General features: G+C 49.9%; 16 protein-coding genes. 1 reads left to right on the top strand and 15 read right to left on the bottom strand.

The window, feature by feature from the left end; all coding sequences use genetic code 11:
- Positions 1-238 precede the first annotated feature (238 nt).
- On the top strand, positions 239-3,244 hold the full coding sequence (locus AC2AXP_RS03235; RefSeq protein WP_004965237.1) for a DUF4214 domain-containing protein: 3,006 nt from the start codon (positions 239-241) through the stop codon (positions 3,242-3,244).
- A gap of 109 nt (positions 3,245-3,353) precedes the next feature.
- Here the strand turns inward: AC2AXP_RS03235 and AC2AXP_RS03230 are convergent, their stop codons facing one another.
- The 15 genes from AC2AXP_RS03230 to AC2AXP_RS03160 all read right to left on the bottom strand — a co-directional run bounded on the left by AC2AXP_RS03230 (position 3,354) and on the right by AC2AXP_RS03160 (position 22,297).
- Positions 3,354-4,685, bottom strand: coding sequence for a cellulase family glycosylhydrolase (locus tag AC2AXP_RS03230; protein WP_004965239.1), 1,332 nt, complete (start codon positions 4,683-4,685; stop codon positions 3,354-3,356).
- 91 nt (positions 4,686-4,776) lie between these two features.
- Positions 4,777-6,171 carry an undecaprenyl-phosphate glucose phosphotransferase gene (wcaJ, locus tag AC2AXP_RS03225; RefSeq protein WP_039992295.1) on the bottom strand — a complete coding sequence of 465 codons (1,395 nt, stop codon included), beginning with the start codon at positions 6,169-6,171 and terminating at the stop codon, positions 4,777-4,779.
- A gap of 128 nt (positions 6,172-6,299) precedes the next feature.
- Complete coding sequence (cpsG, locus tag AC2AXP_RS03220) at positions 6,300-7,673, bottom strand: phosphomannomutase CpsG (RefSeq protein ID WP_039992296.1); 1,374 nt, start codon at positions 7,671-7,673, stop codon at positions 6,300-6,302.
- 56 nt (positions 7,674-7,729) lie between these two features.
- Positions 7,730-9,151 (bottom strand): mannose-1-phosphate guanylyltransferase/mannose-6-phosphate isomerase, encoded by a 1,422-nt coding sequence (locus AC2AXP_RS03215; protein WP_088499635.1) that lies wholly within the window; start codon positions 9,149-9,151, stop codon positions 7,730-7,732.
- Positions 9,152-9,236: 85 nt separating this feature from the next.
- Positions 9,237-10,301, bottom strand: coding sequence for a glycosyltransferase family 4 protein (locus AC2AXP_RS03210; protein WP_088499634.1), 1,065 nt, complete (start codon positions 10,299-10,301; stop codon positions 9,237-9,239).
- Positions 10,298-11,356 (bottom strand): glycosyltransferase family 4 protein, encoded by a 1,059-nt coding sequence (locus AC2AXP_RS03205; RefSeq protein ID WP_039992298.1) that lies wholly within the window; start codon positions 11,354-11,356, stop codon positions 10,298-10,300. Before AC2AXP_RS03205 ends, AC2AXP_RS03210 begins: the two co-directional genes overlap by 4 nt.
- Before the next feature lie 34 nt (positions 11,357-11,390).
- Positions 11,391-12,725, bottom strand: a complete 1,335-nt coding sequence (locus tag AC2AXP_RS03200) for an O-antigen ligase family protein (protein WP_050763134.1) — start codon at positions 12,723-12,725, stop codon at positions 11,391-11,393.
- Between the two features lie 2 nt (positions 12,726-12,727).
- Positions 12,728-13,864, bottom strand: coding sequence for a glycosyltransferase family 4 protein (locus AC2AXP_RS03195; protein WP_088499633.1), 1,137 nt, complete (start codon positions 13,862-13,864; stop codon positions 12,728-12,730).
- A 26-nt stretch (positions 13,865-13,890) separates the two neighbouring features.
- Entirely contained in the window at positions 13,891-14,907 is a 1,017-nt protein-coding gene (locus tag AC2AXP_RS03190) for a polysialyltransferase family glycosyltransferase (protein ID WP_273867217.1), read from the bottom strand.
- Positions 14,908-14,946: 39 nt separating this feature from the next.
- Positions 14,947-15,441 (bottom strand): acyltransferase, encoded by a 495-nt coding sequence (locus AC2AXP_RS03185; protein ID WP_227745684.1) that lies wholly within the window; start codon positions 15,439-15,441, stop codon positions 14,947-14,949.
- A gap of 8 nt (positions 15,442-15,449) precedes the next feature.
- The gene (locus tag AC2AXP_RS03180) at positions 15,450-16,688 is read right to left on the bottom strand and encodes a lipopolysaccharide biosynthesis protein (RefSeq protein ID WP_004965270.1); all 1,239 of its coding nucleotides are present in this window, start codon (positions 16,686-16,688) and stop codon (positions 15,450-15,452) included.
- A complete protein-coding gene (locus AC2AXP_RS03175) occupies positions 16,689-18,929 on the bottom strand; it encodes an N-acetylneuraminate synthase family protein (protein WP_004965274.1) in 2,241 nt (746 codons plus the stop codon).
- Positions 18,930-18,932: 3 nt separating this feature from the next.
- The gene (locus tag AC2AXP_RS03170; protein ID WP_004965276.1) at positions 18,933-19,622 is read right to left on the bottom strand and encodes an acylneuraminate cytidylyltransferase family protein; all 690 of its coding nucleotides are present in this window, start codon (positions 19,620-19,622) and stop codon (positions 18,933-18,935) included.
- Between the two features lie 80 nt (positions 19,623-19,702).
- Positions 19,703-21,850, bottom strand: coding sequence for a tyrosine-protein kinase Wzc (gene wzc, locus AC2AXP_RS03165; protein ID WP_039992299.1), 2,148 nt, complete (start codon positions 21,848-21,850; stop codon positions 19,703-19,705).
- A 12-nt stretch (positions 21,851-21,862) separates the two neighbouring features.
- A complete protein-coding gene (locus AC2AXP_RS03160) occupies positions 21,863-22,297 on the bottom strand; it encodes an arsenate reductase/protein-tyrosine-phosphatase family protein (protein WP_004965283.1) in 435 nt (144 codons plus the stop codon).
- Positions 22,298-22,305 lie beyond the last annotated feature (8 nt).

Here is a 22,305-nt window from a genome sequence, read left to right as displayed (position 1 = left end):
GCTCTCCATCGAATAATTAAAAAAATAAAAATAATCCGACCATCTTGACAAAAATCGCTTTCACTCCTTTGCTTAAACGGTGAAAACAGAATTGCCATTAATGCGTCTTTTTTAACATTTGGCCGTTTTCGCGTGCATGCACATTTATTTGGATTGCGGGTCCTGTGATTTATTAAACAGGCCTGCTGCTTAATATGCTTAGGTTTTTCAGCTCTGGTTATATCTAAAGGGGTAACGTATGGCCACATTAGTCACACAGCAAACAACTGCTGCCTTTTTCCTGGCGATTTCCGGGAAGAATATTGATAAAGCAGGGTTAGACTATTTTTCGCAAAAGGTTGAAACCAATGCACTTTCTTTAGAGCAACTTGCTCAGAAATTCATTGCCGGTACGGCTGCCTATGCCGGGCGCAGCACCAGCGAGATTGTGACCTCCATTTACACCAACGTTCACGGCAGTGCACCAAGCGGCACCGTGCTGGCCGAACTGTTGGCTAACGGTGCAACATCCGCCTCTGCGGTAAGTTCCATCATCGGTGATTTAATTGGCTATCAGGGCTTTGACGCCACCACACTGGCTCAGCAAAGCGCCTTTGAAACCAAAGTTGAGCAGTCTCTGTTCCCGGTTGCCAGCGCAGCGGCTTCCGCTGGTGCCGCTGACGTTCAGGGGATCTTCCACGTTGTCGGTCTGACGCAAACCCAGGAAGGCGTCAACTACTGGGGTACCGTGCTGGCGAACGGCGCTAAAACGCTGGCTGACATCGCGCAAAGTTTCGTCAACAACAGTCCGCTTAATGGCGTGTCCGATAGCGCATTCATCACCGCGCTGTTCCAGAATGCCTATGAACGTGCCCCAACCAGCGCCGAGCTGGCCTCTTATCAAGAGACAATTAACGGTGGCGCTAGCCGCGGTGACGTGGTGGCGCAGGTAATCGGTGCACTGAAAGATACCGTAGCCGCCGGTGATACCGTAGCTCAGCAACACTTCCAGGCGGCGACGCACGTATGGCAGCCGGGTGAATTGCCAGCGTTGAACTTCCAGGAGCAGGTCGCAGCCGCGTTCCTGAGTATTCCTGGCCGCGGCGTTGACGCTGCAGGTCTGGATACCTGGAGTAAAACGCTGTACAGCGGCGATACGTTTGCACAAATGATCACTACGCTGCTCAATTCTGCCGAATCGCAGAAGAAAGGCGCACAGCTGACCGGGGATGATTTTGTCCAGCACGTTTACACGCTGGTGCATGGTACTGCGGCCAATGCTACCCAGTTGGCACAATACAGTGGTCTGGGCGATAAAACCGCGATCACTCAGGCCATCATCAACGATCTGCGTACCTCGACCGCCACCGATGCCACCACCGTGACCCAGCAGCATGCGTTTGAAGCGGATATCGGTGCCAGCCTGCTGTACAAAACTGCGGCAGCGCTGTCGGCAACCACTGCCGGCGGCAACGCGACCGGCACGGTAAATACCGGTGCCAGCCATGTGCTGAGCAACGCTGAAACTGCCGTTTTGACTGACGTAGTGTTAAACGCCAACGCCGCCAGCGCGGTTAACCTGAAGTTCGCCGATAATCTGGCTAACCTGACCATCAACGGCAGCAGCGCCGCCACCGTCAGCCTGTCCGATAATGGCGTAAGCGCAGGGGTCGCCGTCACCGTGAATAACGGCAACGTAATCCTTAACGGTAGCTCTGGCGAGGATCATGTGCTGCTCACCAGCGAAGCCAACGTGGCTAGTGGCACCGGTGACTTTAACCTTGGCGCAGGCAACGAATCGTTGAAATGGGCAGGCAACGCCGCCACCGGTGCAGCCAACACCGTCGGTAGCGGCATTAGCGCTAACGGTGGTGACGGTATCGACACCATTTCTGCCAACTTTATCACCAAGAACGTCGCCATCACCGGCACCCTACTGCGCACCGCAACCATTACGTCCAACTCTTCGCAGTTCAGCAACTTTGAAAAAGTAGATCTGGCCGGTTATATCGGCAAGGCAACGGTTACCGGCGGCACTTCTACCGCGGCAAACCATACCTTCGACTTCGGCGTACTGACCGGTAATGCCACTACCGAGTCCAGCACCTCTGTTTCGACCACCAACCAGGCGGCGACCTCAACCGTCGGTTCACAGGGCTTCGTGCTCTCCGGTCTGGCCGATCAGGTCAAGGTGATCAACGCCGCTGGCGGTAACTCCGCGCAGTTGGAAGTCACCGGTAACGCTACCTCTGCCAGCGATGTGGCGATCGCCTTCCGCCAGAACGCTACCGATCACTTTAACGTCAACTTCACCGCTGAAAGCAATACCGACATCAATGCCGGTTCGCTGAGCCTGAGCAGCAGCAGTTCCCTGCTGGCTGGTACCGCCCTGCGTACGGTGAATATTTCTTCCGGCGGGACCGGTGATTTTGACAACGTTCTGGCACTGACGGGCACCAACGATCAGGTACAAACCATCAACGTGTCTGGCGATCATACGCTTGATTTGAACCTGGGCAGTGGCTTTACCGACGTACGTACCATCAACGCTTCTACCAACACCGGCGGGCTGAACCTTGATTCGGCACACGGCGGTACCGGTGACGGCCTGATCGTGCAGCTGTTGAACGCCCTGCCATTGAGCGCGGTCACCACCACATTGTTGGCGCCAGTACTGACAGCGCTGGGCTTGAACGGTTATCAGTTGAACGTAACGGGTACCGGGACTGCAGACAGCTTCGACATTGCTGCCAACACCAGCGTTACCGGTGGTGCCGGCGCCAACACCTATGAACTGAAATCCAGTACTTCAGCCGCAGGTGTGACCATCAATGACTTCAGCAGTGCGAAGGACAACATCGTTGACGGGCTGTCCGGCCTGAAAATCTCCAATGATGAGTCTGGCACCGCAATTGCGGACTACGGCACACGTTCGTCCGACGTGCTGGATGGTATTCTGGGGACATTGCTGGGTGGGGTGGTGGGTTCTGCGGCCGGCCTGCTGGGCGGCATCCTCGGGCTGGGCAACAGCAACTCGTTGACCGCGAAAGTGGGTGTGGCGTCGGTGGTATTTGATGGCTTGAATACCGATTCCTATCTGATCGTCGACAACAACGATAACGGTACGCTGGATAATGCTGACTCGGTAATCTACCTGACCGACCAGAATCACCAGAACCTGCTTGATACGCTGCACTACGCACCACAGGTTGCACTGAACGGCATCGCCGATGCCGGTGCCAGTGCTGACCTGGTAGCCGCGTAATCTGCTATCGACAATCAAGACGCCAATCAGCCGATTGACGTCAATAAAAAAGCCCGGACAATCATTGCCCGGGCTTTTTCTTAGGTCATGCAATTTAACTAGGTTACCGTTACCAAGGTGAGGCGATTGGGGAATCTGAACGCACCATGACCGGCACATCTCCCTCCGGTGTCGCCTTATTGCCCCTTACTTCTTTGAGCGGCGTTACCGGCGCCTGCTGCGACTGGTCACTGCTGACGAGGCTGCGCAACGTCGAGGCAATGCCCTCATCAGGCTGCTTTACCGGTTTCTCTTGCCAAAACAGCATTGCATGTTGCTGATTGTTTTTGAGCTGGATGGTGATTTTTCCGTCCTGCGAAACCTGGTATTTATCAACCGAATATGAACGCACAACGTCCGAGACACGCTTAAACGCCAACATCGACGGTTTCGGCTGGCCATTGCGCGTTAACAAGCCAAAACGATGTTCGTTAATCTTGGGATTATCGCCATCGTCCAGCAGATCGTACCACCAGACACCTTTGATATACGGGCGCGACTTGGCCAGGAAGGTGTACTTGACTATGTATTGCGCAGCAGCATCTTTCGATATCCCGCCCTTCCCTGAATAGGTCGGCACGCCAATTTCGGTAATGTAGATCGGCACCGGACGTCCGGCCGCTTTTGCCAGTACCGCCTGGAACTTGTCCACGACGCCAAGGTTCCCCTCGGGGGTGCGCCAGGCGTAATTGTCGTTACCGTATGAATAAGGGTGAATGGAGACGCCATCAACGTATTTTAATACGTCAAGCTTGAGGATCTTGTTGAACCAGGCCGGATCGCGCGTCCCGGTTGGATTCGCCGAACCGGTCATGATGATGGCGTCCGGGTCGGCTTTGCGAATTGCCGCCGCCGTTTTTTTCACCAGCGCCACAAATACTTCCGGCGCTGGCGGATTACGCGGCTTCGGTTTTATCGCCGTCGCATTGGTCCATTCGTTCCATATTTCGTAATATTTGATCTTCCCTTTATATTTACTCGCCGTCCAATAGGCGTAGTTGGCGAAAGCGTCCATCGCCTCAGGCGTGGTCGGATAACCTGACGGATCGTACAGCTTGTTGCCGTAAGCCAATACCAGCAATCCATTCAGACCATATTTTGCATGGCCGTCATTAAAAGCCTTATCAGACTTTTGCATATTCCCTGTCACCACGTACTGACCTTTCTTTTGCTCTAAACCGCTCCAGGGAAAATCAGCACGATAGGAAGTAAAGCCATAACGCTTTACCAGTTCCAGATAATTGTCCGGATCCTTCGGATACCAGCGAAAATGTGTATGGACTCCGACTTCAAAAGCAGCCGCGCTGCTGCTGTAAAAAAGTGACAAGAGCGTAAAACCGACAACGGATAGCGCTCTCTTACCATGATTGGTTTTTAGCTTACGGCTTGCAATCGTCAGCATCTGACCTCCAGCTGTAGATAAAGAGTTAACTGCCTGAGAACCCAAAAGACAGGAGTTTATTTCGCCGTATGTAAAAATAGAGCCAATATGATCAATACGCTGATTTATTAATAAAGCCTTTGAATATCGTCAAAAACACGATTTTGATATCCAGCCAGACGCTCCAGTTACGGATATAGTCCAGATCGAACTCAACGCGCTTTTGCATTTTTTCCAGGGTGTCGGTTTCACCGCGCCAGCCGTTGATTTGCGCCCAGCCGGTAATCCCCGGTTTCATTTTATGTCGCAGCATGTAACCCTTGATCAATTTACGATACTGCTCATTATGTGCAACGGCGTGCGGGCGTGGCCCAACGATCGACATGTCACCCTTCAGCACGTTAACGAACTGCGGTAACTCGTCGAGGGAAGTACGACGTAAAAATGCCCCTACCGGCGTCAAGCGTGAATCGCCCTTGGTTGCCTGCACCACCTTGTCGCCGTCTTCCATTACCGTCATCGAGCGGAACTTCCACACTTCAATCGCTTTGCCGTCCATACCGTAACGACGCTGTTTAAAGATAATCGGCCCGGCAGAGGTGAATTTGACCATCGCCGCCAACAGCAGCAACACCGGAGAAATAAACAGCAGGATAAACACCGAAAGCAAAATATCCTCAACGCGTTTAATTAACTGGTTAATCCCACTCATTGGCGTATCAAACAGCGACACCACCGGCACGCCATTAATTTCTTCAGAGCGTGATTGCAGAATATTAAAGGTGAAGATATCGGGGATCAGCATGACGGAACAGGTGGTATCCGACAGTTCAGCCACGGTATCTTTGATCAGCTTTTCCTGCTCCATGGACATGGCGATATAAATACGGTCAATACGCCCACACTTGGCGTCTTCCACCAGTTGATTCAGATCGCCCCGTTTTTCTACCGATGTCTCGATTGGCGCACTGCTATTGTCGTAGATGCCAAGGACTTTGAATCCCATCCAGTGGGCATCGCGCAACGTTTCAGCCAGGCGAATACCGACCGGCATCGAGCCCATGATGGCAACGTTACGGGTATTGAAGCCGATATTGCGCATATAGCTCAAGCCAAGGCGAATAATGCTTCGAGTAATTACCAGACCGCAGCTAACGATTAAATACCACTGGATATAAACAATATACTCATTGTGGAACGGACTCAGCAGCGCCACCACCCCGGAGGTCAATAACAGACTCAGGGTCCAGTTTTGCAAAATAAGCTGCACTTCCAGACCCGCGCGAACGCCACGCCAGGAACGATAGAAATCCGTTATTCCACCGATCATCTGGAAAATAACGATCGAAATCAGCACCATGACCCAGTGCTGCATAATAAAATCTGCGCCAGAGAGCAAACAGGATAAATAGAGGCCTGCAAAGATGATGAAAATATCTGAAAAGCGCTGAATCATTGAGGTCAATGAAGCATTGGTATGCAATGCGCCTCGACGGAAGCCGTTCATAGATAACTGCCTATTCACTATCATAGTATAGATGCCTTTTGTTAGTTTCCTTTGGTACCTATATCACTTCATTTTGCTGGGCCGGCATCTACCGGACCCAGCTAAAGAATATAGCGGAAACGCAGAGATTAACTGCGCAGCAAGGCGAGTATTTCTTCTGTTTTTTCTTGCATCAACGCAGGGTTAGCTCTTGATTCTACATTCAAACGCACCACCGGTTCCGTGTTGGAACTACGCAGATTGAAACGCCAGTCGGCAAATTCCAGACTGATGCCATCGGTCGTATCGTAAACCAGCGCTTCTGGCTGATAACGCTTCAACACGCGATCAATGGCCTTCGCCGGGTCAGCCAATTTACTGTTGATTTCGCCCGACGCCGGATAGGCTGCCATGCGGTCTTTCACCAGCTGACCGAGCGACTGTTTTTTGGTGCACAACAGTTCGGCAATCAACAGCCATGGAATCATGCCGCTGTCGCAATAGGAGAATTCACGGAAGTAATGGTGAGCGCTCATTTCCCCGCCATACACCGCATCCTCTTTGCGCATGCGTTCTTTAATGAACGCATGACCGGTTTTGGACATCACCGGGACGCCGCCAGCCTGAGTGACTACATCAATGGTATTCCAGCTCAAGCGCGGATCATGGATAATCTTGGCGCCAGCCTCTTTCTCGAGGAAGGCTTCGGCCAACAGGCCAACGATATAGTAGCCTTCGATAAACCCACCCTGCTCATCAAACAGGAAGCAGCGGTCAAAGTCACCGTCGAACGCGATGCCCATATCGGCCTGGTGCTCACGCACCGCCTGCGCGGTATCTTCCCGGCATTCAGGCAGCAGCGGGTTGGGAATACCGTTCGGGAAATTGCCGTCCGGCTGATGGTGCACCTTGATAAACTCGATCGGCACGCCTTTTTGCTGCAATTTGCGCTCGATGGCGTCGATCACATGGCCGGCCGCGCCGTTACCCGAGTTCACCACCAGTTTCAACGGGGAAAAGTTCGCGGTGTCAACATAGCCCAACAGGTGATCGATATAGTCTTGCTCGATGGAGATCTGCTTGTATTCGCCGCGTTTTGACGGATCTACCGGGGCGAAATTGTTTTGTTCCGCCAGATGCTGGATATCACGCAGCCCGGTATCACCGCTAATAGGCTGCGCTTTGCTGCGAACCAGCTTCATGCCGTTATAATCCATCGGGTTGTGGCTGGCGGTAACTTCAACGCCGCCGTCAACACCCAGGTGGAAGGTGGCAAAATAGACTTCTTCCGTGCCGCTGACGCCGATATCGAGAATATCCACGCCGGAATCACGCAGGCCATCCGCCAGAGCCAGCTTCAACTCTTCGCTGGTCAGGCGAACGTCCCCACCGACCACCACGGTTTTCGGCTTGAGGAATTCCCCATATGCTCGCCCGATGCGATAGGCAATATCGCTATTCAGTTCTTCGCCCAATTTCCCACGAATATCGTAAGCTTTAAAACAGTTCAATGATTGTGACATGTTGACGTCCTTACCAATAAATATTGCAGCGTTGCGCAAATGTCGCGCCGCTAAATTCACTTGTGCTGATCTACGCTCTCAACACGAATAATATCGTCTTCGCCCAGATAGGTACCTGACTGTATCTCAATCAGATCCAGATTTATTTTACCTGGATTTTCAAGAGCATGTACAACCCCTAACGGAATATAAATCGATTCGTTTTCACTGATTAACTGCGTTTTGCCGTCGGTATGCACTTTTGCCGTGCCTGACACCACAACCCAGTGCTCTGAACGATGATGGTGCATCTGCAAGGATAACTTTTCGCCTGGTTTGACGGTAATGCGCCGAACCTGAAAACGCTCGCCCTGGGCAATGGCGTCATGCTTGCCCCATGGGCGGTAAACTTCCCGATGCTGCTTGCTTTCCGGGCGTTTCTGGCGTTTCAGCTGATTAACGATCTCTTTAACGTCTTGCACGCAATCCTTATTGGCGATCAGCACCGCATCTTTGGTCTCAACCACCACCAGATTATCAACGCCGACGGTGGCAACCAGTTTATGATCTGCACGAATATAGTTGTTCGAGCAATTGTGCTCCAATACGTCGCCAAAGGTAGAATTGCCTTTGACGTCTTTTTCACTGATTTCCCACAGCGCAGACCACGAACCAACATCGTTCCAGCCGGCGTCGAGTGGCACCACCACCGCATCGGCGGTTTTTTCCATCACCGCATAATCGACGGATTCATCCGGGCAAGCGATAAAGGCTTCGCGATCGACGCGAACAAAATCCATGTCCGGCGTCAGGTGCGCCAGGGATTTTTGACATGCCTCAAGAATGTCGGGGCGGAAGCGCTCCAGTTCCTCAAGATAACGGCTGGCCTTGAACAGGAACATGCCGCTGTTCCACAGATATTCGCCGCTGTCGAGGTATTGCTGAGCCGTTTCCAGATCGGGTTTTTCAACGAAACGCGCAACGCCGGAAATGGCAGACTCGTCGATGCGTGCGCCCTGCTGGATATAGCCGTAGCCAGTTTCCGGCCCGGTTGGCACAATGCCAAATGTCGCCAGTTTGCCAGCCTCGGCATAAGGAATGGCTTGATTGACGGCATCTCGGAAAATGGCTTCATCCTGAATGACGTGATCGGCGGCCAATACCAGCAGGATCGGATCGTCGCCATTTGACACCGCCTGCAATGCTGCAAGCGCGATTGCCGGCGCCGTATTGCGCCCTACGGGCTCAAGAATGATATTGTGCGACAACTGTGTGATCTGACGCAGTTGCTCAGCAACGATAAAACGGTGCTCTTCATTACAGATCACCAAAGGGCTCATAATTTCCAGACCCTGAAGGCGCATAACGGTCGATTGCAACATCGAAAATTCATTGCATAACGCTAAAAACTGCTTCGGAAACAGCTCGCGAGAAAGTGGCCATAGTCGGCTGCCTGTTCCGCCAGCCATAATAACAGGATAAAGGTTACTCATTTTCACTCTCACCGATCAAATATATAAATAAAAGCTCGAACAATTACGGAGCATGATACGCAGTTAGGCTATAGGGATACACACCACTGGATTAGCGATAAAGACTATAAGTGTTATGTATCATTTTTTCGGATGTAAAATTAGCAGAATAAAAATCAATACAGGCCTGATGCATCGTAGCCCAATGTTCTTTGTTATAGGAATTCAAAATATTCACCGCCTCATCAGACTGGTTGGTGGTGAACAAATATCCGGTCTTGCCCTCGTCAACCACCTCGGGTAGTGAACTGCAGCGGCTGGCCACCACCGGTAAACCATAGCTTTCGGCTTCTACCGCAACCAGCCCGAAGGATTCCCAACGGCTCGGCATGAGCAGTACATCAGCATGGGAAAAATAAGGCGCAATTTCCGTTGACGACAGCCAGCCTTTATAGTCGATGCGCGGATGTTGCTGTGGCGCCTCGGTAGCATGCACGTTGCCACCCACCACGGTAATACGGAAGTTATCATTTAACCTATCGGCAATCTTCAATACCAGGTCAAAACCTTTTTGGTAGTCGAAGCGGCCAACAAACAGGATATTGGTTTTGTCCTGCGGATAGGGATCGCCTGAATCCGCTCCCGTGGTCGGTGCTTCCACACCGTTATAGACCACCACCATGTTGTGCGCCTTGACGCCGACATTCAACGCCGCTGCCTTCTCATATTCGCTGGTGCAGACAATGACATCGGTTTGTTTTTGCAACAGCCGTTCGATGGCGGTATAAACACGCTTCTTCATCGTTGATGTATCCATCAAAAATGAAAAAGCATGCGGACAATAAATAATCTTTGGCTTATAACTCAACCGCACAACAGGCGTCAGTACGCGACAAATAACACCGGCGAAGGTACTGTGGATATGAATAACGTCAGGTTTCTCACGTTTCACCAGCGCTATATATTGCCTTGCCAAAGAAATAAATGACTTGATATTTCTTCCACTGCGGGAAAACAGCGTCAGCTTCTCCGTCGGGAAAGCGCCGATTTCTTTATATTGGCTATCAGGGAGTAAACAGTAAAAATCAAAATCATCATTGGGTTTGACCAATTGCCGAATCACCGTCGCTACCCCACCTTTAACGGTTTCAGCTACATGTAATACCTTTTTTTTCATCGGTTGACACTCATTATGATTCTGTTTAATTCTTGTGCGGATTTTGCCCAGTCAAAACGCTTAACATTCTCATAGCCTGCCTCGACCAGTTCTTGACGCAGGTTTTCATCTGTCACAATTCGCTCCAGCGTTTGTGTCATTTCCTCGGTATTTTCCGGATCAAAATAGATCACGCTCTGAGCCAACACTTCTGGCAACGATGCTCGGTTGGATGAAATAACGGCGCAGCCACAAGCCTGCGCTTCTAGCGGTGGAATGCCAAAACCTTCATACAGGGAGGGGAAAACAAACGCCTTGGCGTTTGAATATAACGCAATCAATTCCTGGTCAGACACCCGGCCGACAAACTGTATGCGTTCCGCATTGGCACTACCTTGAGAAAAATCAACGCCCGAGAAGTTTTTATTCGCCGAACCAATGATTTTAAGCACAATGTTATCAGCGCCTTTCATCCTGGAGAAAGCGGCTATCAAACCATGAAAATTCTTGTGGTAGTTTGGCGATGACACCGCCAACAAGTATGGCTTGGCCTGCGTGTGCCGATCGCCGCTCGGCTGGAACTGCGATGCAACAGCGTTATAAATCACATGTATATTTTCCAACGGATAGTCAAATACGGCATGCAGCTCTTTTTTTGAGAACTCACTGACCGTCAGCAAACCCCGACTTGATTTCAACATCAGCGGCACCAGAGCGTTATAAACCAACCGGAACTTCGCCGAGAAACTCTGCGGATAACGTTTATAAATGACGTCGTGATGGGTGACCAGCTTATTTTTATATGACACCGGCGCCGTATTGCACAAGTTGATCAGCAAAGGATTCCCTTGCTGGCGCAAGTAGTTTGGCAGATCCCATTGTTCCCAAAGGTGCCCCTGACGTGTGCCTACAATCTGAACGTTAAGCCTGGCGGCAATATCCTGATGCAGGATATTGGCTGGAGAAACAAACACCACATCATCTCTCAATTGAGCAATCGCCAAACTGATCTCTTGAGCAAAGCGCTGAACCCCGGTCAATTCTTGTGTCAAAAAGCGCGCATTGACATAAATCATTCGCTTACTCCATTCCATTTAAATAATTTTACTGTCAATGTGTCGTGGATGTTCTTGCCAGTTTAGCGCTGGTTTGCGCCCTTTCCCGCTGTGGGGATTTTCTAATCGACATCAGCAATATGGATACGATGATGGCAAAAATATACCCAGGGTAATTACTGATCGGGTTGTTATAAACAAAGTTCATTGATAACGAGATCATCCAGTAAAGGTATACGCTGGCGGTGAGCCCATTCAATGTCCGCGAATAGAGCATGCTCAATATCACCACCGACACCAGCACCAGAAGAATAATCCCGACATTGCCGTAACTGGAAAGCATGTAAATATAAAGGCTGTCTAATGGAACGGTATTGGAGTTATCGTCCCCAACCACGGCGTTACCATTCACAGCGTAACCCGCGCCGATAAACGGTGAGTATTCGCTGTCGTTTTTTACCGCCTCAATATTTACGGTTCTCAGCAATATGCTGTTTTCAGCGTAGGTATTTTCCTCCGGGAAGATCATCTCGTAAATGCTGTAGTTAGTGGTGGTCACATAGAAGAACAGCGACAGAACCAACGTAACCATCGTGACGATATTCAGGCTGGAGCGTAGAGACAGCACCCGTCGCATCATCAGATACATGATATACAGCAACGCCATGATGATCGCCGTCTTGGAGGTTGAAAACACAATCGCGACAAGAATCAGGATGATATATTTTTTGCGATTTTTGTCGCTGACAAAAGGAGATAATACCAGGGCAAAGAATAGATATTCACTGAGGCTAAATGGTCCGGTCAGCAAACCAAAGGCGCGTAGCTGCCCCTGAACCGTACGCAGCAGCAGACCGTATTGTTTGCCGAACTCGGTCAACTGAGGACCCGGGTCAAAACCGACAACCGCATACAGCGCCCCGGCCAGCGTGGATTCCGCAATGGCAAATAGCGCATTGATCACAGCACAAACAATATAGAACTTGATGATTTTGTTGAGGATCTCAACCCGCTCTTCATATTCGAACAGCATCAGGACGGCGGCAAAGAAGAATGAGCCAAACGTCAGCAATTCCAGACGGAATTGCACGATGGAACGAAAGAAGTCAAACTGACCAGTCATCATGCTTAACAGCATAAAAATCAACGAACACAACACCATCGAAATAAAGAAAACCAGCACGCTACGGCATTGTGGTGTGACTCTGGGATTGCGCGCATACAACAGTATCAGCACGAAAACCGGAACAACAAGAGCAAAAAAATCCTTATAAAGCAGAATATTGCGTGTTGTCATATAGGCTGCGACGGTAACGACACCATTAATCGACAGCAGAGCTATATATGCCAACAAAATGAAAACGACCAGCGATTTTGTAGAAACTCTCATTATTATCCTCTGTACAAACCTTCGTAACTGCTGGCAATTTTTTCTTTTTCAAAACAAGAGGTTCGCAGCCTGTTTTGGTTGGCTTTCACGGCGTCAATCGCACCTTCGATAGTGAAGTTTTTGATTTCAAATATATTATCGTAGAAATTGGCAATTTCGGTTACGCCGCCGCTGAAGGTAGTATAAACAACCTTACCAGAGATGGCGGATTCCGCAACCGCACGGCCAAAGGGCTCATTCCAGCGGGTTGGCAGCACCACGGCGTCCACCTGCGCCATGAACGCATCCACTTTGATAAAGCCGAGCAGGATCACACCGGCATCCCGTGCCATCGCAGCCATTTCCTCGCCGGAGACGCCATTGTTAAAGCGCCCCGCCGCATAGAACTCGGCGCGCGGATCCTGTTTTGCCGCTTTTGCCAACGCGCAAAACTCATCAAAGCCCTTGTCTTCCGTCAACCGGCCGACAAAGCCGATGCGGATGTTATCACTCGTAGTCGGCGTATAATCAATCGGCTCAACGGAGTTGTAAACATAGGCATGTTGCGCCTGGCTGGCGAAGCCATTATCTTTATGCAAATTGGAAATGTACTGGCTGATACCGACAAACGCATCGACTTTCTGGCTAGCCGCTTTTTTCAGCCAAGAGGTGACGCGTACCGACCTGCCGTTGACGTCCATATTCTGTCCGTTTTTAAACAGCGTGCCGTTCGGATGAAACAGATAATAGTCACGTGTCGTATGCACCACCCGCGCACCCAGTTTTTTGGCGCTTTGCCAGACCGCCACCGAAAATCCGCTCAGGTTATTGGTATGAACCACGTCCGGGCGGATTTCCGCCAAAGCCTGACTCACGCGCTTGGCCATGAAGGGATTGTGTATATCAAGAAGATGCCAGAGTGCTTTCTTATATTTTGACGGCGACTCACTCTTGAATGGCCAATATAGGTTCAATAATGGGAAGTAGCTTACCTGCACCCCATTAATGGTGTCTTTCTTGATTTCATCACCTTCATGAAGACAAAATACACAAACTTGATGCCCTAATTTTACCAGACTTTCCGCAAGCATTTGCACAGAAACTTCAGCGCCACCTATCTTGTAAGGAGCATACAGTGTATTTATTATAACAATCTTCATTTACAGGCCACCAAAAGTGTTTAAAATTAAAACTTATCTCTAAGCAAAGTTATATTAGCCTCGCCATAACCCTCATAGTTCTTATAAATAGAGTTGACAAACCCTAGCCAATCCGGCGCCAGACTTTTTTCGTCAAGAACATATGCGGTAATTTTAATTTTATCATCATAAATCTTTATCAGGTTGTCATATAAAGAAGAATAGAAACCCGCAATTGAAACCACATTCTCACCCGCCACGATAGGGTAGACTTCGAAAGGAAAATCCAGGCGCTGTACGGTGACGACATTTTTAATCGCGGTGATTTTTTCGTCACGTTCCCGACGGTGTGGGATGTAAATAAGCTCAATATCGCTATTGTTTAGCTTAAGATCCTCAATCATCTTCAAGGTCAGTTCGATGTCATCAACCTTGGTCACCCCCGCCTCGTACAGCGGCGTCCCAATAATAAAGGTTTTATTATTACTTTGTGGCAGGGTTTCCAGCTTGGTTTTATAGTTCTGATAATTATGCCGTATAACCTCATCGCGCCCGGATACGTTGTCTTCGATATTATAAACGGTGAAAAAAGTTATTTTTTCAAATTCGTTGTTGGTCATACCCAACGACTTGAGGAACAGGCTCTTGGCCACGCCGCGCGGCGTCAGTTTGCCATGGCGCTTGATGCGCAGCGTTGCGGTGCCGTCGTCCAGCAAAACGATATTGCGCTTGGGATACTTATTGGCCAACATCCAAAACACCCGGGCGCGATATTCACCCGCAATCAGGGTTACCGACTGATTGCGTGCCACGCTGTCCGTGATGCCGCTAAGTTGTTTGCGGATCTCCATCACCTTGCCCAGCGTTCCTTCAACGTCAATCGTCATCAGGGAACGGTGCTGTATCATATTGAGCAAATAACTGATCTGTCCATGATTCAACGGCGAATTGGCGGTACGCTTGTTGACAATCAGCAGATCAAGAACAATCTCTTTTGCATCAAGGTATTCGATCAGATTAAACGCTTGCAGCGGTGACTCTATATACGCGATGTACTTACTCATTTCTTATTACCCTATAACCACTCAACGTTTCCGTGTCAATTAATGGAACTTGCCTTCAGCCTTTAGCCGCAGATAATGCTCCACATCGCGCTGGGCGAACGCTTTTGCCGGATGGCCTCCGGCAATGGCATACGGCTCAATGTCCTTCACCACCACGCTGCCCGCCTGGATAATGGCGCCTTCACCGAGGGTCACACCGGGTAAAATGATGACGTTGATTCCCAACCAGACGTTGTCGCCGATGGTGATGTCCTTGATAACGTAAGTATTGTCATAAGGAATAGCGTTACCGTTATGGTTATGATTTTCCGTGATCAGTACACAGCCAAAACCACAGTGAAAATTATCACCGACGGTTACCGCCCCTTTACCGACGATCGTCAGACCGTTAGAGTTGAAGTTGTCACCCAGGCGGGTTTTATTATTCACTAACGTCGGGAAGTTAATTTTGGGTTCACGACCACATTTGGCTGCCGTCTTGATGACCTTCGCGGTGTAACGCCCTTTACGACGGTTACGCAGCCAACGCTTCATGCTCGCTATCATCTTTTCCTCTCAATCCGAATCTGTCGTTTGCCATAGATAAATGTCACCACGCACGAGAACAAGCTTGAAATGGCATACACCAGGCAAAAATATTCCACCTTTATCGAGGTCATGGTAATAATCACAATACCCAGCAAATGCGTTAACATTGATCCCATGGTGATTATCGAGATCATTTTATTTTTACGATAGTAAAACAGCGAGTGGGTAAAAATATAATAGATCGACATAAAGGCAGTGCCCGGCAGCAAGATATTAAAATAATAAATTGCGCGGTTAAATTCGGGCTTGAATAGATATGGGAAAACAAATGGCATGATCAGGAAATAGATTAAACACGCTACTACCACCAGACCAGTATAACCATACTGTATGAGCTCTACGCCTTTAAAGTCTTTGTCCTTCAGCTTACGGTAGATAAACGGCTGGAACGCCTGGTTTATCACGCTAAAGAATAACATCACTATCGATGTCAACTGGAACGCCAGCCCATAGATACCCACCACGGCGGTACTCATATAGTGAGCAATAAAGAAGCGATCGATCGACGATTTAATCCAGTAACTGCCATGATGCGGCAACAGCGAAATACCGTAGCTGACAATCTCTTTGTATCGCTTGCCCAACGGCGCATCTGACTTGATATCTTTGCTGCGCTTGCGATAGATGATGAACTCGTACGCCAGTTGGATGCAGAAGAACGATGCGGCAATGGCTATCAGGCGCTGCCCTGGCGTTGCGGCGATCATTTCAAACAATGCAATGGTAAACAGGACGTTAAACGCCGACAGCAAAAACTGCCCAATCGCAGCAACCTTATATGTCTGACTGATACGCAGATGTGAAAGGTTGATGAAATTCAACGCTTGCGCCAAGGATGCCAAAATCACCAGGCTACCGTCAGTGAAGCTGACCGGTATGCTGGCCACACGCGTAGCGACAAAGTAAATCGCCACCAACAGCACGCTTGAAGCGACAGCCAGCGTGATGTTATCCCGACGGAACACCAGGGAACTCCCTTCCCCCTCTTGCATATATTTGACCGGCAACAAACCCTGACCACTGAATGAGATAAAGATGATCAGGATCTGAATGACGGAAAGATAAAGAGTTAGCGCGCCGTATCCCGACGCGCCAAGGTGTGCTGTTAAATAAGGCAGAATAATGAAGCCGATGACCTTGCCGAGAATATCCCCAATCGACAAGGCCGCAGCCCCAATAATGACTCTGCTCATTTACAGATACTTTTCCAGGAAGTTCAGGGCGTGCCAGAAACCTTCGCCCTGGTTCTTGTGGCCCTGCCACACTTCAGGAATAAACTGGGCGCCCGGCGCATAACGCAGCAGATCGTCCGCCAGTTCATCGAAGTTGACGTCGCCCTTGCCAATCTGCACGCCTTCGCCATCAACGCCCAACGCATCGACAATGTGCATGTGTGCGGTATAAGCGCCCACTTTCTGGGTAAACTCGTGCAGATCCCATTGATAGTAGTTACATGCCATCATCGAGTGCGAGGTGTCATAACAGATACGGTAACCGTGCTGTTGGCAGAAGGACTGGATTTCATCTGGATCAACAAACAGGTTGTGGTAGCTCTGACCGCCAAAGTGCCATGGGAACGGAGGCATGGTCTGGATAATGATTTCCACACCATCCTGATTTACCTCTTTCAGCGATTCGGCAATACGATCGTACATCGCCTGACGCGCTTCCTTCGGCAGGAAACCGGTGGTGTTGAAACCGCCTGCGTTCACCACAATCACCGGACGTTCGGTTTTCGGGAAGTACTGCTTCAGCGCACGGGTAACGTCACACACGCGTTGCATCTGTTTGATCGAATGTGCACGGTAGGCGTCATCTTCGGTAGCCAAATCCAGAATATGGTCGTTGGCAAACAGTTCCGGGCTGTGTACCGCAAAACCGATATCTTCAGGACCGGAGAAGAATTCCGTCAGATCCAGTTCCATATCCTGATAGCTCAGGTGGAACTCAACAAAGTCCAGATTGGATTTGTGCTTCAGTTTGCTGTAATCGTGGTAACGAACCGGAATGCCAAACGGACGATCAAAATCGTAGTCCTTGGCTTCGATAGCGATTTCGTTCAGATCGGACTCGTAGAAATAGCCGCCTTTTTCGTGATCGCGATTGGCTTTTTTACCCACCAGCTGCTCAAGATAGAGCGGCTGTAGGCCTTGGCCCGGGCTTTTCACTTCTACCATTTCGCGGGTGATGATTTCGCCTTTTTTCAGATCGCGGTTGATGATCAGGCTTTTCGCCAGGGTTTCACGGTTGATCATCTCGCCCTGAGTAATCGCACGCTCACCGCCCTGACCCATTGATTCTTCAACTTCACGAATGCGGATCACCATTTCCTTGAATTCTGGCGGCAGCAAGGAAACCTTGTGGTCATTACCTTCCATGCTTTTATCGATGGTGAAGTGCTTCTCGATAACGCGCGCGCCCAATGCGGTTACGGCGATCGGCACCGAGATACCGCGCTCATGGCCGGAATAGCCGACCAGGCAGCCGGTCACCTGCTGCAATCGCTTGATATAAGCCAGATTTACGTCTTTAAACGGCGTTGGGTAGGTGGAGTTGCAGTGTAAGATGACAAACTCGGCGCCCTTCGACTTGAGGAAATCAACCGAACTTTTAATTTCCGCTTCGCTGCACATGCCAGTTGAACAGATCAGTGGCTTACCGGTTGCCGCCAAAGCCCCCAGCATTTCATGGTTGGTAAAGTCGGCAGAAGCCACTTTGTAGGCTTCCATACCGTAATCTTCAAGCACTTCAAGGCTCTTCAGATCCCAAGGGGTACACATCGGCGTCAGCCCCTTGTCTTTGCAATAGTCGAACACTTCCAACAGTTGCTCGTTCGACAGCTGGAACTTACGCAGCAGGTCGATGGTGTATTGCGCACCCAGGTCGGCTGATTTGTCTTTATCATTACCGCCCTTGTACAACGAGCTCAAATCACGCATCTGGAATTTGACGCAGTCGGCACCGGCGTCAACGGCCAGATCAACCAGTTGCTTGGCCAGATTGATATCACCGTTATGGTTGTTGCCAATCTCGGCGATGATGTAGGTCGGTGAGGTTTCGGTAATGGTATGTTTACCGATGGTCAGTCCTTTTTCGCTTTCAAGCGCAACGGCAACCAGGCGGCGATAATCGTCAACCAAAGGAATAACGTCAACGCCGTTGGTAAACAGGGTGTCGATTTCAGCACGTGGCGCATCCACTTTTTTGTAGCGCACGTTCTGGTTCATCACTTCCGACATTTCACGGTTCAGGTCGAAGTCACCTTGGGTGATCCAGCGACGGAAATCGCCGTCAGAAAATGAACCACACAGTTTACCATCTTCGGTAACGATAAAAATAATGCGTTTTTTGTTCGAGTTGATTTTTTCCAGTGCTTTAATAATTGTCTCTGTTTCAAACACTAAAAAATCAGAAATCTTTTTCTGAATTAACATATATTATCTCCCATTCCAATTCTTCAAAATAACTTCTACCACTGCCCAATCGAGCATGGTGTCAATTTCAAAACTTTCTTCTTCAGACATTTTGTGTGCAACGACCTTACCGCCTAACCGGTTGCCGCTGGACAGCAAAATATCGCTTTTGGTAACGTAAATTGAGCCGTTCTCTTTCAATTTAATATTTTCAGGCTTGATATCCTGACGGCGAGGACGATTCAGATAATCATAATGTGCTTTGGGATTATCTTCGTTTTCCCATAAGAAATGCCAAAACTCGCACACGCTCAGCAGTGAATCTGCCTGCTTGTCGATAATCTTGCGCACGGCCAGATCGATGGCATCGTCTTTACGTACAGGCGACGTCGCCTGTAGCAGGACGGTATATTCTGGGTGATAACCTTCATGCTCGGCCAGCCACTCCAGAGTATGCAACAAGGCAGGCTCAGTTGCCGCAGTATCAACCGCCAGATGTGCCGGTCGCATAAAAGGAACTTCAGCGCCATGTTCTCTGGCGACGGCGGCAATGTCTTCACAATCAGTGGTAACAATAACGCGATCGATTTCCTTGGAGTTCAATGCTTGCTCGATACTCCATGCAATTAAAGGCTTCCCTGCAATATCTTTGATATTTTTTTTAGGTATACCCTTTGACCCACCCCTTGCCGGAATAATTGCAAGATTACTCATATAATATCTCCGCGAATGGAAATTCTGAAATTTGCCAGAAGATAGCTCCCCCGAACGGAGGAGCCATTGTAACTGATTGATTATTTATATTCGTAAGCGTAATAGCCGTATGCGCTGCCGGATTTATTCTCGACGGCGTTGAGGATAATACCTTTGATTTCCATGCCATTCTGTTCAAAGCGACGAATACTGACTTCGATCTCTTTCAACGAGTTCACGCCGTAACGGGCTACCAGCAGTGTGGTGCCCACATTACGCGCCACAATCGCCGCGTCGGTTACCGCAAGAATTGGCGGTGTATCCACCAGAACGATATCGTACTCTTTGCCTGCCCACTCCAGGAACTCCGTCAAACGGTTATGCATCAGCAGTTCGGAAGGGTTCGGCGGGATTTTCCCGCGCGACAGGAAGCTCAGATTCTCAATCGCCGTTTTCTTGATGGCCTGCTGCGCAGAAGCCTGACCAGAAAGTACGTCAGACAGACCGGTACCCAGTTCACAGTTCAGCAATGAATGGGCATAACCTTTACGCATATCCGCATCGACCACCAGGATCCGCTGACCCGCCTGGGCAATCACCGCCGCCAGGTTGATACTGACGAAGGTTTTACCAATGCTTGGACTGGCGCCTGAAATCATCAGCACATTGTTCTTGGCTTCAAGCGAGGCGAAATGCAGGCTGGTACGCAGACTGCGAACCGCTTCGATCGCCAGATCGGCAGGGTTGCCCACCGCCAATAACGTATAGTTTCGTTGGCTGCTTCTACGCCCGGACAGCATGGTTTCACGGTCGCTTTTCTGTTGCCATTCCGACAGCGGAATGCTGGCGTATACGTTGATGCCTTGCTGTTCCAGCTGTTCCGGGCTTTCAATACCACGGTGCAACATGGTTTTCAGCAACACAAAACCGGTAGAGAACAGGCCACCCAACAGGGTAACGATCAGCACGATCAGGGTTTTTTGCGGTTTGACCGGCCGTGGTTGCGTTACCGCAGGGTCAACGATACGTACGTTACCGACGGTACTGGCTTTGGTGATGCCCAGCTCTTGCTGTTTGTTCAACAGCTGCATGTAGATTTCCTGGCCGGCCTGTACGTCGCGCGTCAGACGCAGGATTTCTTGCTGAGTTTTAGGCATGCCGCTGACGCGTTTGTTGAGCTTGTTCTTTTCCTGCTCCAACGTAGCGCGTTTTTCCATCAAGGCACGGTAAGCCGGGTGTTCTTTGGTGTACAGCTTGGAAATTTCCGCTTCCTTGAAGGTCAACTCGTTGAGTTGAGCTTCAACGCCAACGATGGTATCCAGCACCGATTTGGCTTCCAGCGATAAATCAACAGAATCGTTTTCCTGACGGAAACGATTGAGTTTGTCCTCTGCCAGATCCAGAGAATTGCGTACTTCCGGCAATTGCTCTTTCAGGAAATCCAGGCTTTTGGCGGCCTCTTCGGATTTACGCTCGACGTTTTGCAACAGATAGTTTTTGCTGATGCTGTCCAGGATCTTGCGCACCAGCAGCGGGTCATCGCCCACCAGGCTCAGCGCCAGCACGCCGGTATCTTTGCCCTTATCTTCGACGGTTAACGCATCAAGCAGGTTATTGGTAGCCACCAGACGCGGTAATTTGGCAACGTCGAATACCGTATCAGGCTCCGCGATAATTTCGCTGACCAACAGTGATATACCGCCGCCGCTTTCCATTTTGCCGACCTGGCCTTTAATCACTTCCGTCCCGTTCTTGCTCAGAACATAGTGACTTTTATCTACTACCGTCAGTTCCAGTTCAAGATCGGCATCGGTTTCAGGCACCGTCAGGCGAGATAACGCGATACGACCTGGCTCTTGCCCGGTCAATCGTGCCCAGCCACGGCCAAATACAGGGAAATATTGCTGCTGTGCAACGGTATCCAAATGCAAATCGTCAACGGTTTTGCCTGTAACCATCCGCGACTTGATCAGCTCGATTTCGGTAGAGGAACCTGGCTGACTGTTCGGCAACATTTGCGACAGATCGTTGACAAGAGAATTACCCACGTTTTGCTCGACCTGCACCATGGCATCAGCCTGATAAATCGGCGTGGCAAACAGTGAATAAATGATACCGCTAACGGTAAACAGCGTGGTGATACCGATAATCAACCATCTATGGTCAAGTAAAGTACCCAGCAAACGACTCAGGTCGATCTCGTCGTGATTATTGGCCGTCGATAAGCCTGGTTTTGTATTATCAGTCATTGTCATCTCTGGTTAACGATTTAGTGCCTGCGCCCATTTTTGAGCGGCTTCATCAAGAAGGCGGTAAACGAATTCAAACGCTTCAGCGCTTTTTCTGTAGGGATCGGGGACTTCCTTCTGCCCTAACCAGTGGGCAAAAAGCATCGTTTTACCTCTGACCTCCGGCGCCAGCCGGCAGACGGCATCAACGTGCCCCTTTTCCATCACCAGAATCAGCGAATACTCACGGCACATTTCTTTTGTTAACTGCCGAGCGACATGATCGTCCAGCGACAGATTATGTTGCTGTGCAACGGCCGTAGCACTTTTATCTGCAGGTTTACCCACCAGCGCGCTAATTCCCGCGGACGCAATGTCCTTCTGTGGCAAATGCTGCCTTAGCAACCGCTCACCCGTTGGTGAGCGGCAAATATTGCCGACGCAGACAACCAAAATAGAATCAAACATTACAGCGT

This window comes from Serratia sp. Sp408, assembly GCF_057180665.1.
Note: the sequence above shows the minus strand (reverse complement) of the source record. Positions and strands in the feature narration are given on the sequence as shown.

Bases quoted from the DNA above. Each gene is read 5' to 3' on its own strand.
- AC2AXP_RS03235 (WP_004965237.1), top strand. From the start codon at position 239: ATGGCCACATTAGTCACACAGCAAACAACTGCTGCCTTTTTCCTGGCG.
- AC2AXP_RS03230 (WP_004965239.1), bottom strand. From the start codon at position 4,685: ATGCTGACGATTGCAAGCCGTAAGCTAAAAACCAATCATGGTAAGAGA.
- wcaJ (WP_039992295.1), bottom strand. From the start codon at position 6,171: ATGAACGGCTTCCGTCGAGGCGCATTGCATACCAATGCTTCATTGACC.
- cpsG (WP_039992296.1), bottom strand. From the start codon at position 7,673: ATGTCACAATCATTGAACTGTTTTAAAGCTTACGATATTCGTGGGAAA.
- AC2AXP_RS03210 (WP_088499634.1), bottom strand. From the start codon at position 10,301: ATGAAAAAAAAGGTATTACATGTAGCTGAAACCGTTAAAGGTGGGGTA.
- AC2AXP_RS03205 (WP_039992298.1), bottom strand. From the start codon at position 11,356: ATGATTTATGTCAATGCGCGCTTTTTGACACAAGAATTGACCGGGGTT.
- AC2AXP_RS03200 (WP_050763134.1), bottom strand. From the start codon at position 12,725: ATGAGAGTTTCTACAAAATCGCTGGTCGTTTTCATTTTGTTGGCATAT.
- AC2AXP_RS03195 (WP_088499633.1), bottom strand. From the start codon at position 13,864: ATGAAGATTGTTATAATAAATACACTGTATGCTCCTTACAAGATAGGT.
- AC2AXP_RS03190 (WP_273867217.1), bottom strand. From the start codon at position 14,907: ATGAGTAAGTACATCGCGTATATAGAGTCACCGCTGCAAGCGTTTAAT.
- AC2AXP_RS03185 (WP_227745684.1), bottom strand. From the start codon at position 15,441: ATGAAGCGTTGGCTGCGTAACCGTCGTAAAGGGCGTTACACCGCGAAG.
- AC2AXP_RS03180 (WP_004965270.1), bottom strand. From the start codon at position 16,688: ATGAGCAGAGTCATTATTGGGGCTGCGGCCTTGTCGATTGGGGATATT.
- AC2AXP_RS03175 (WP_004965274.1), bottom strand. From the start codon at position 18,929: ATGTTAATTCAGAAAAAGATTTCTGATTTTTTAGTGTTTGAAACAGAG.
- AC2AXP_RS03170 (WP_004965276.1), bottom strand. From the start codon at position 19,622: ATGAGTAATCTTGCAATTATTCCGGCAAGGGGTGGGTCAAAGGGTATA.
- wzc (WP_039992299.1), bottom strand. From the start codon at position 21,850: ATGACTGATAATACAAAACCAGGCTTATCGACGGCCAATAATCACGAC.
- AC2AXP_RS03160 (WP_004965283.1), bottom strand. From the start codon at position 22,297: ATGTTTGATTCTATTTTGGTTGTCTGCGTCGGCAATATTTGCCGCTCA.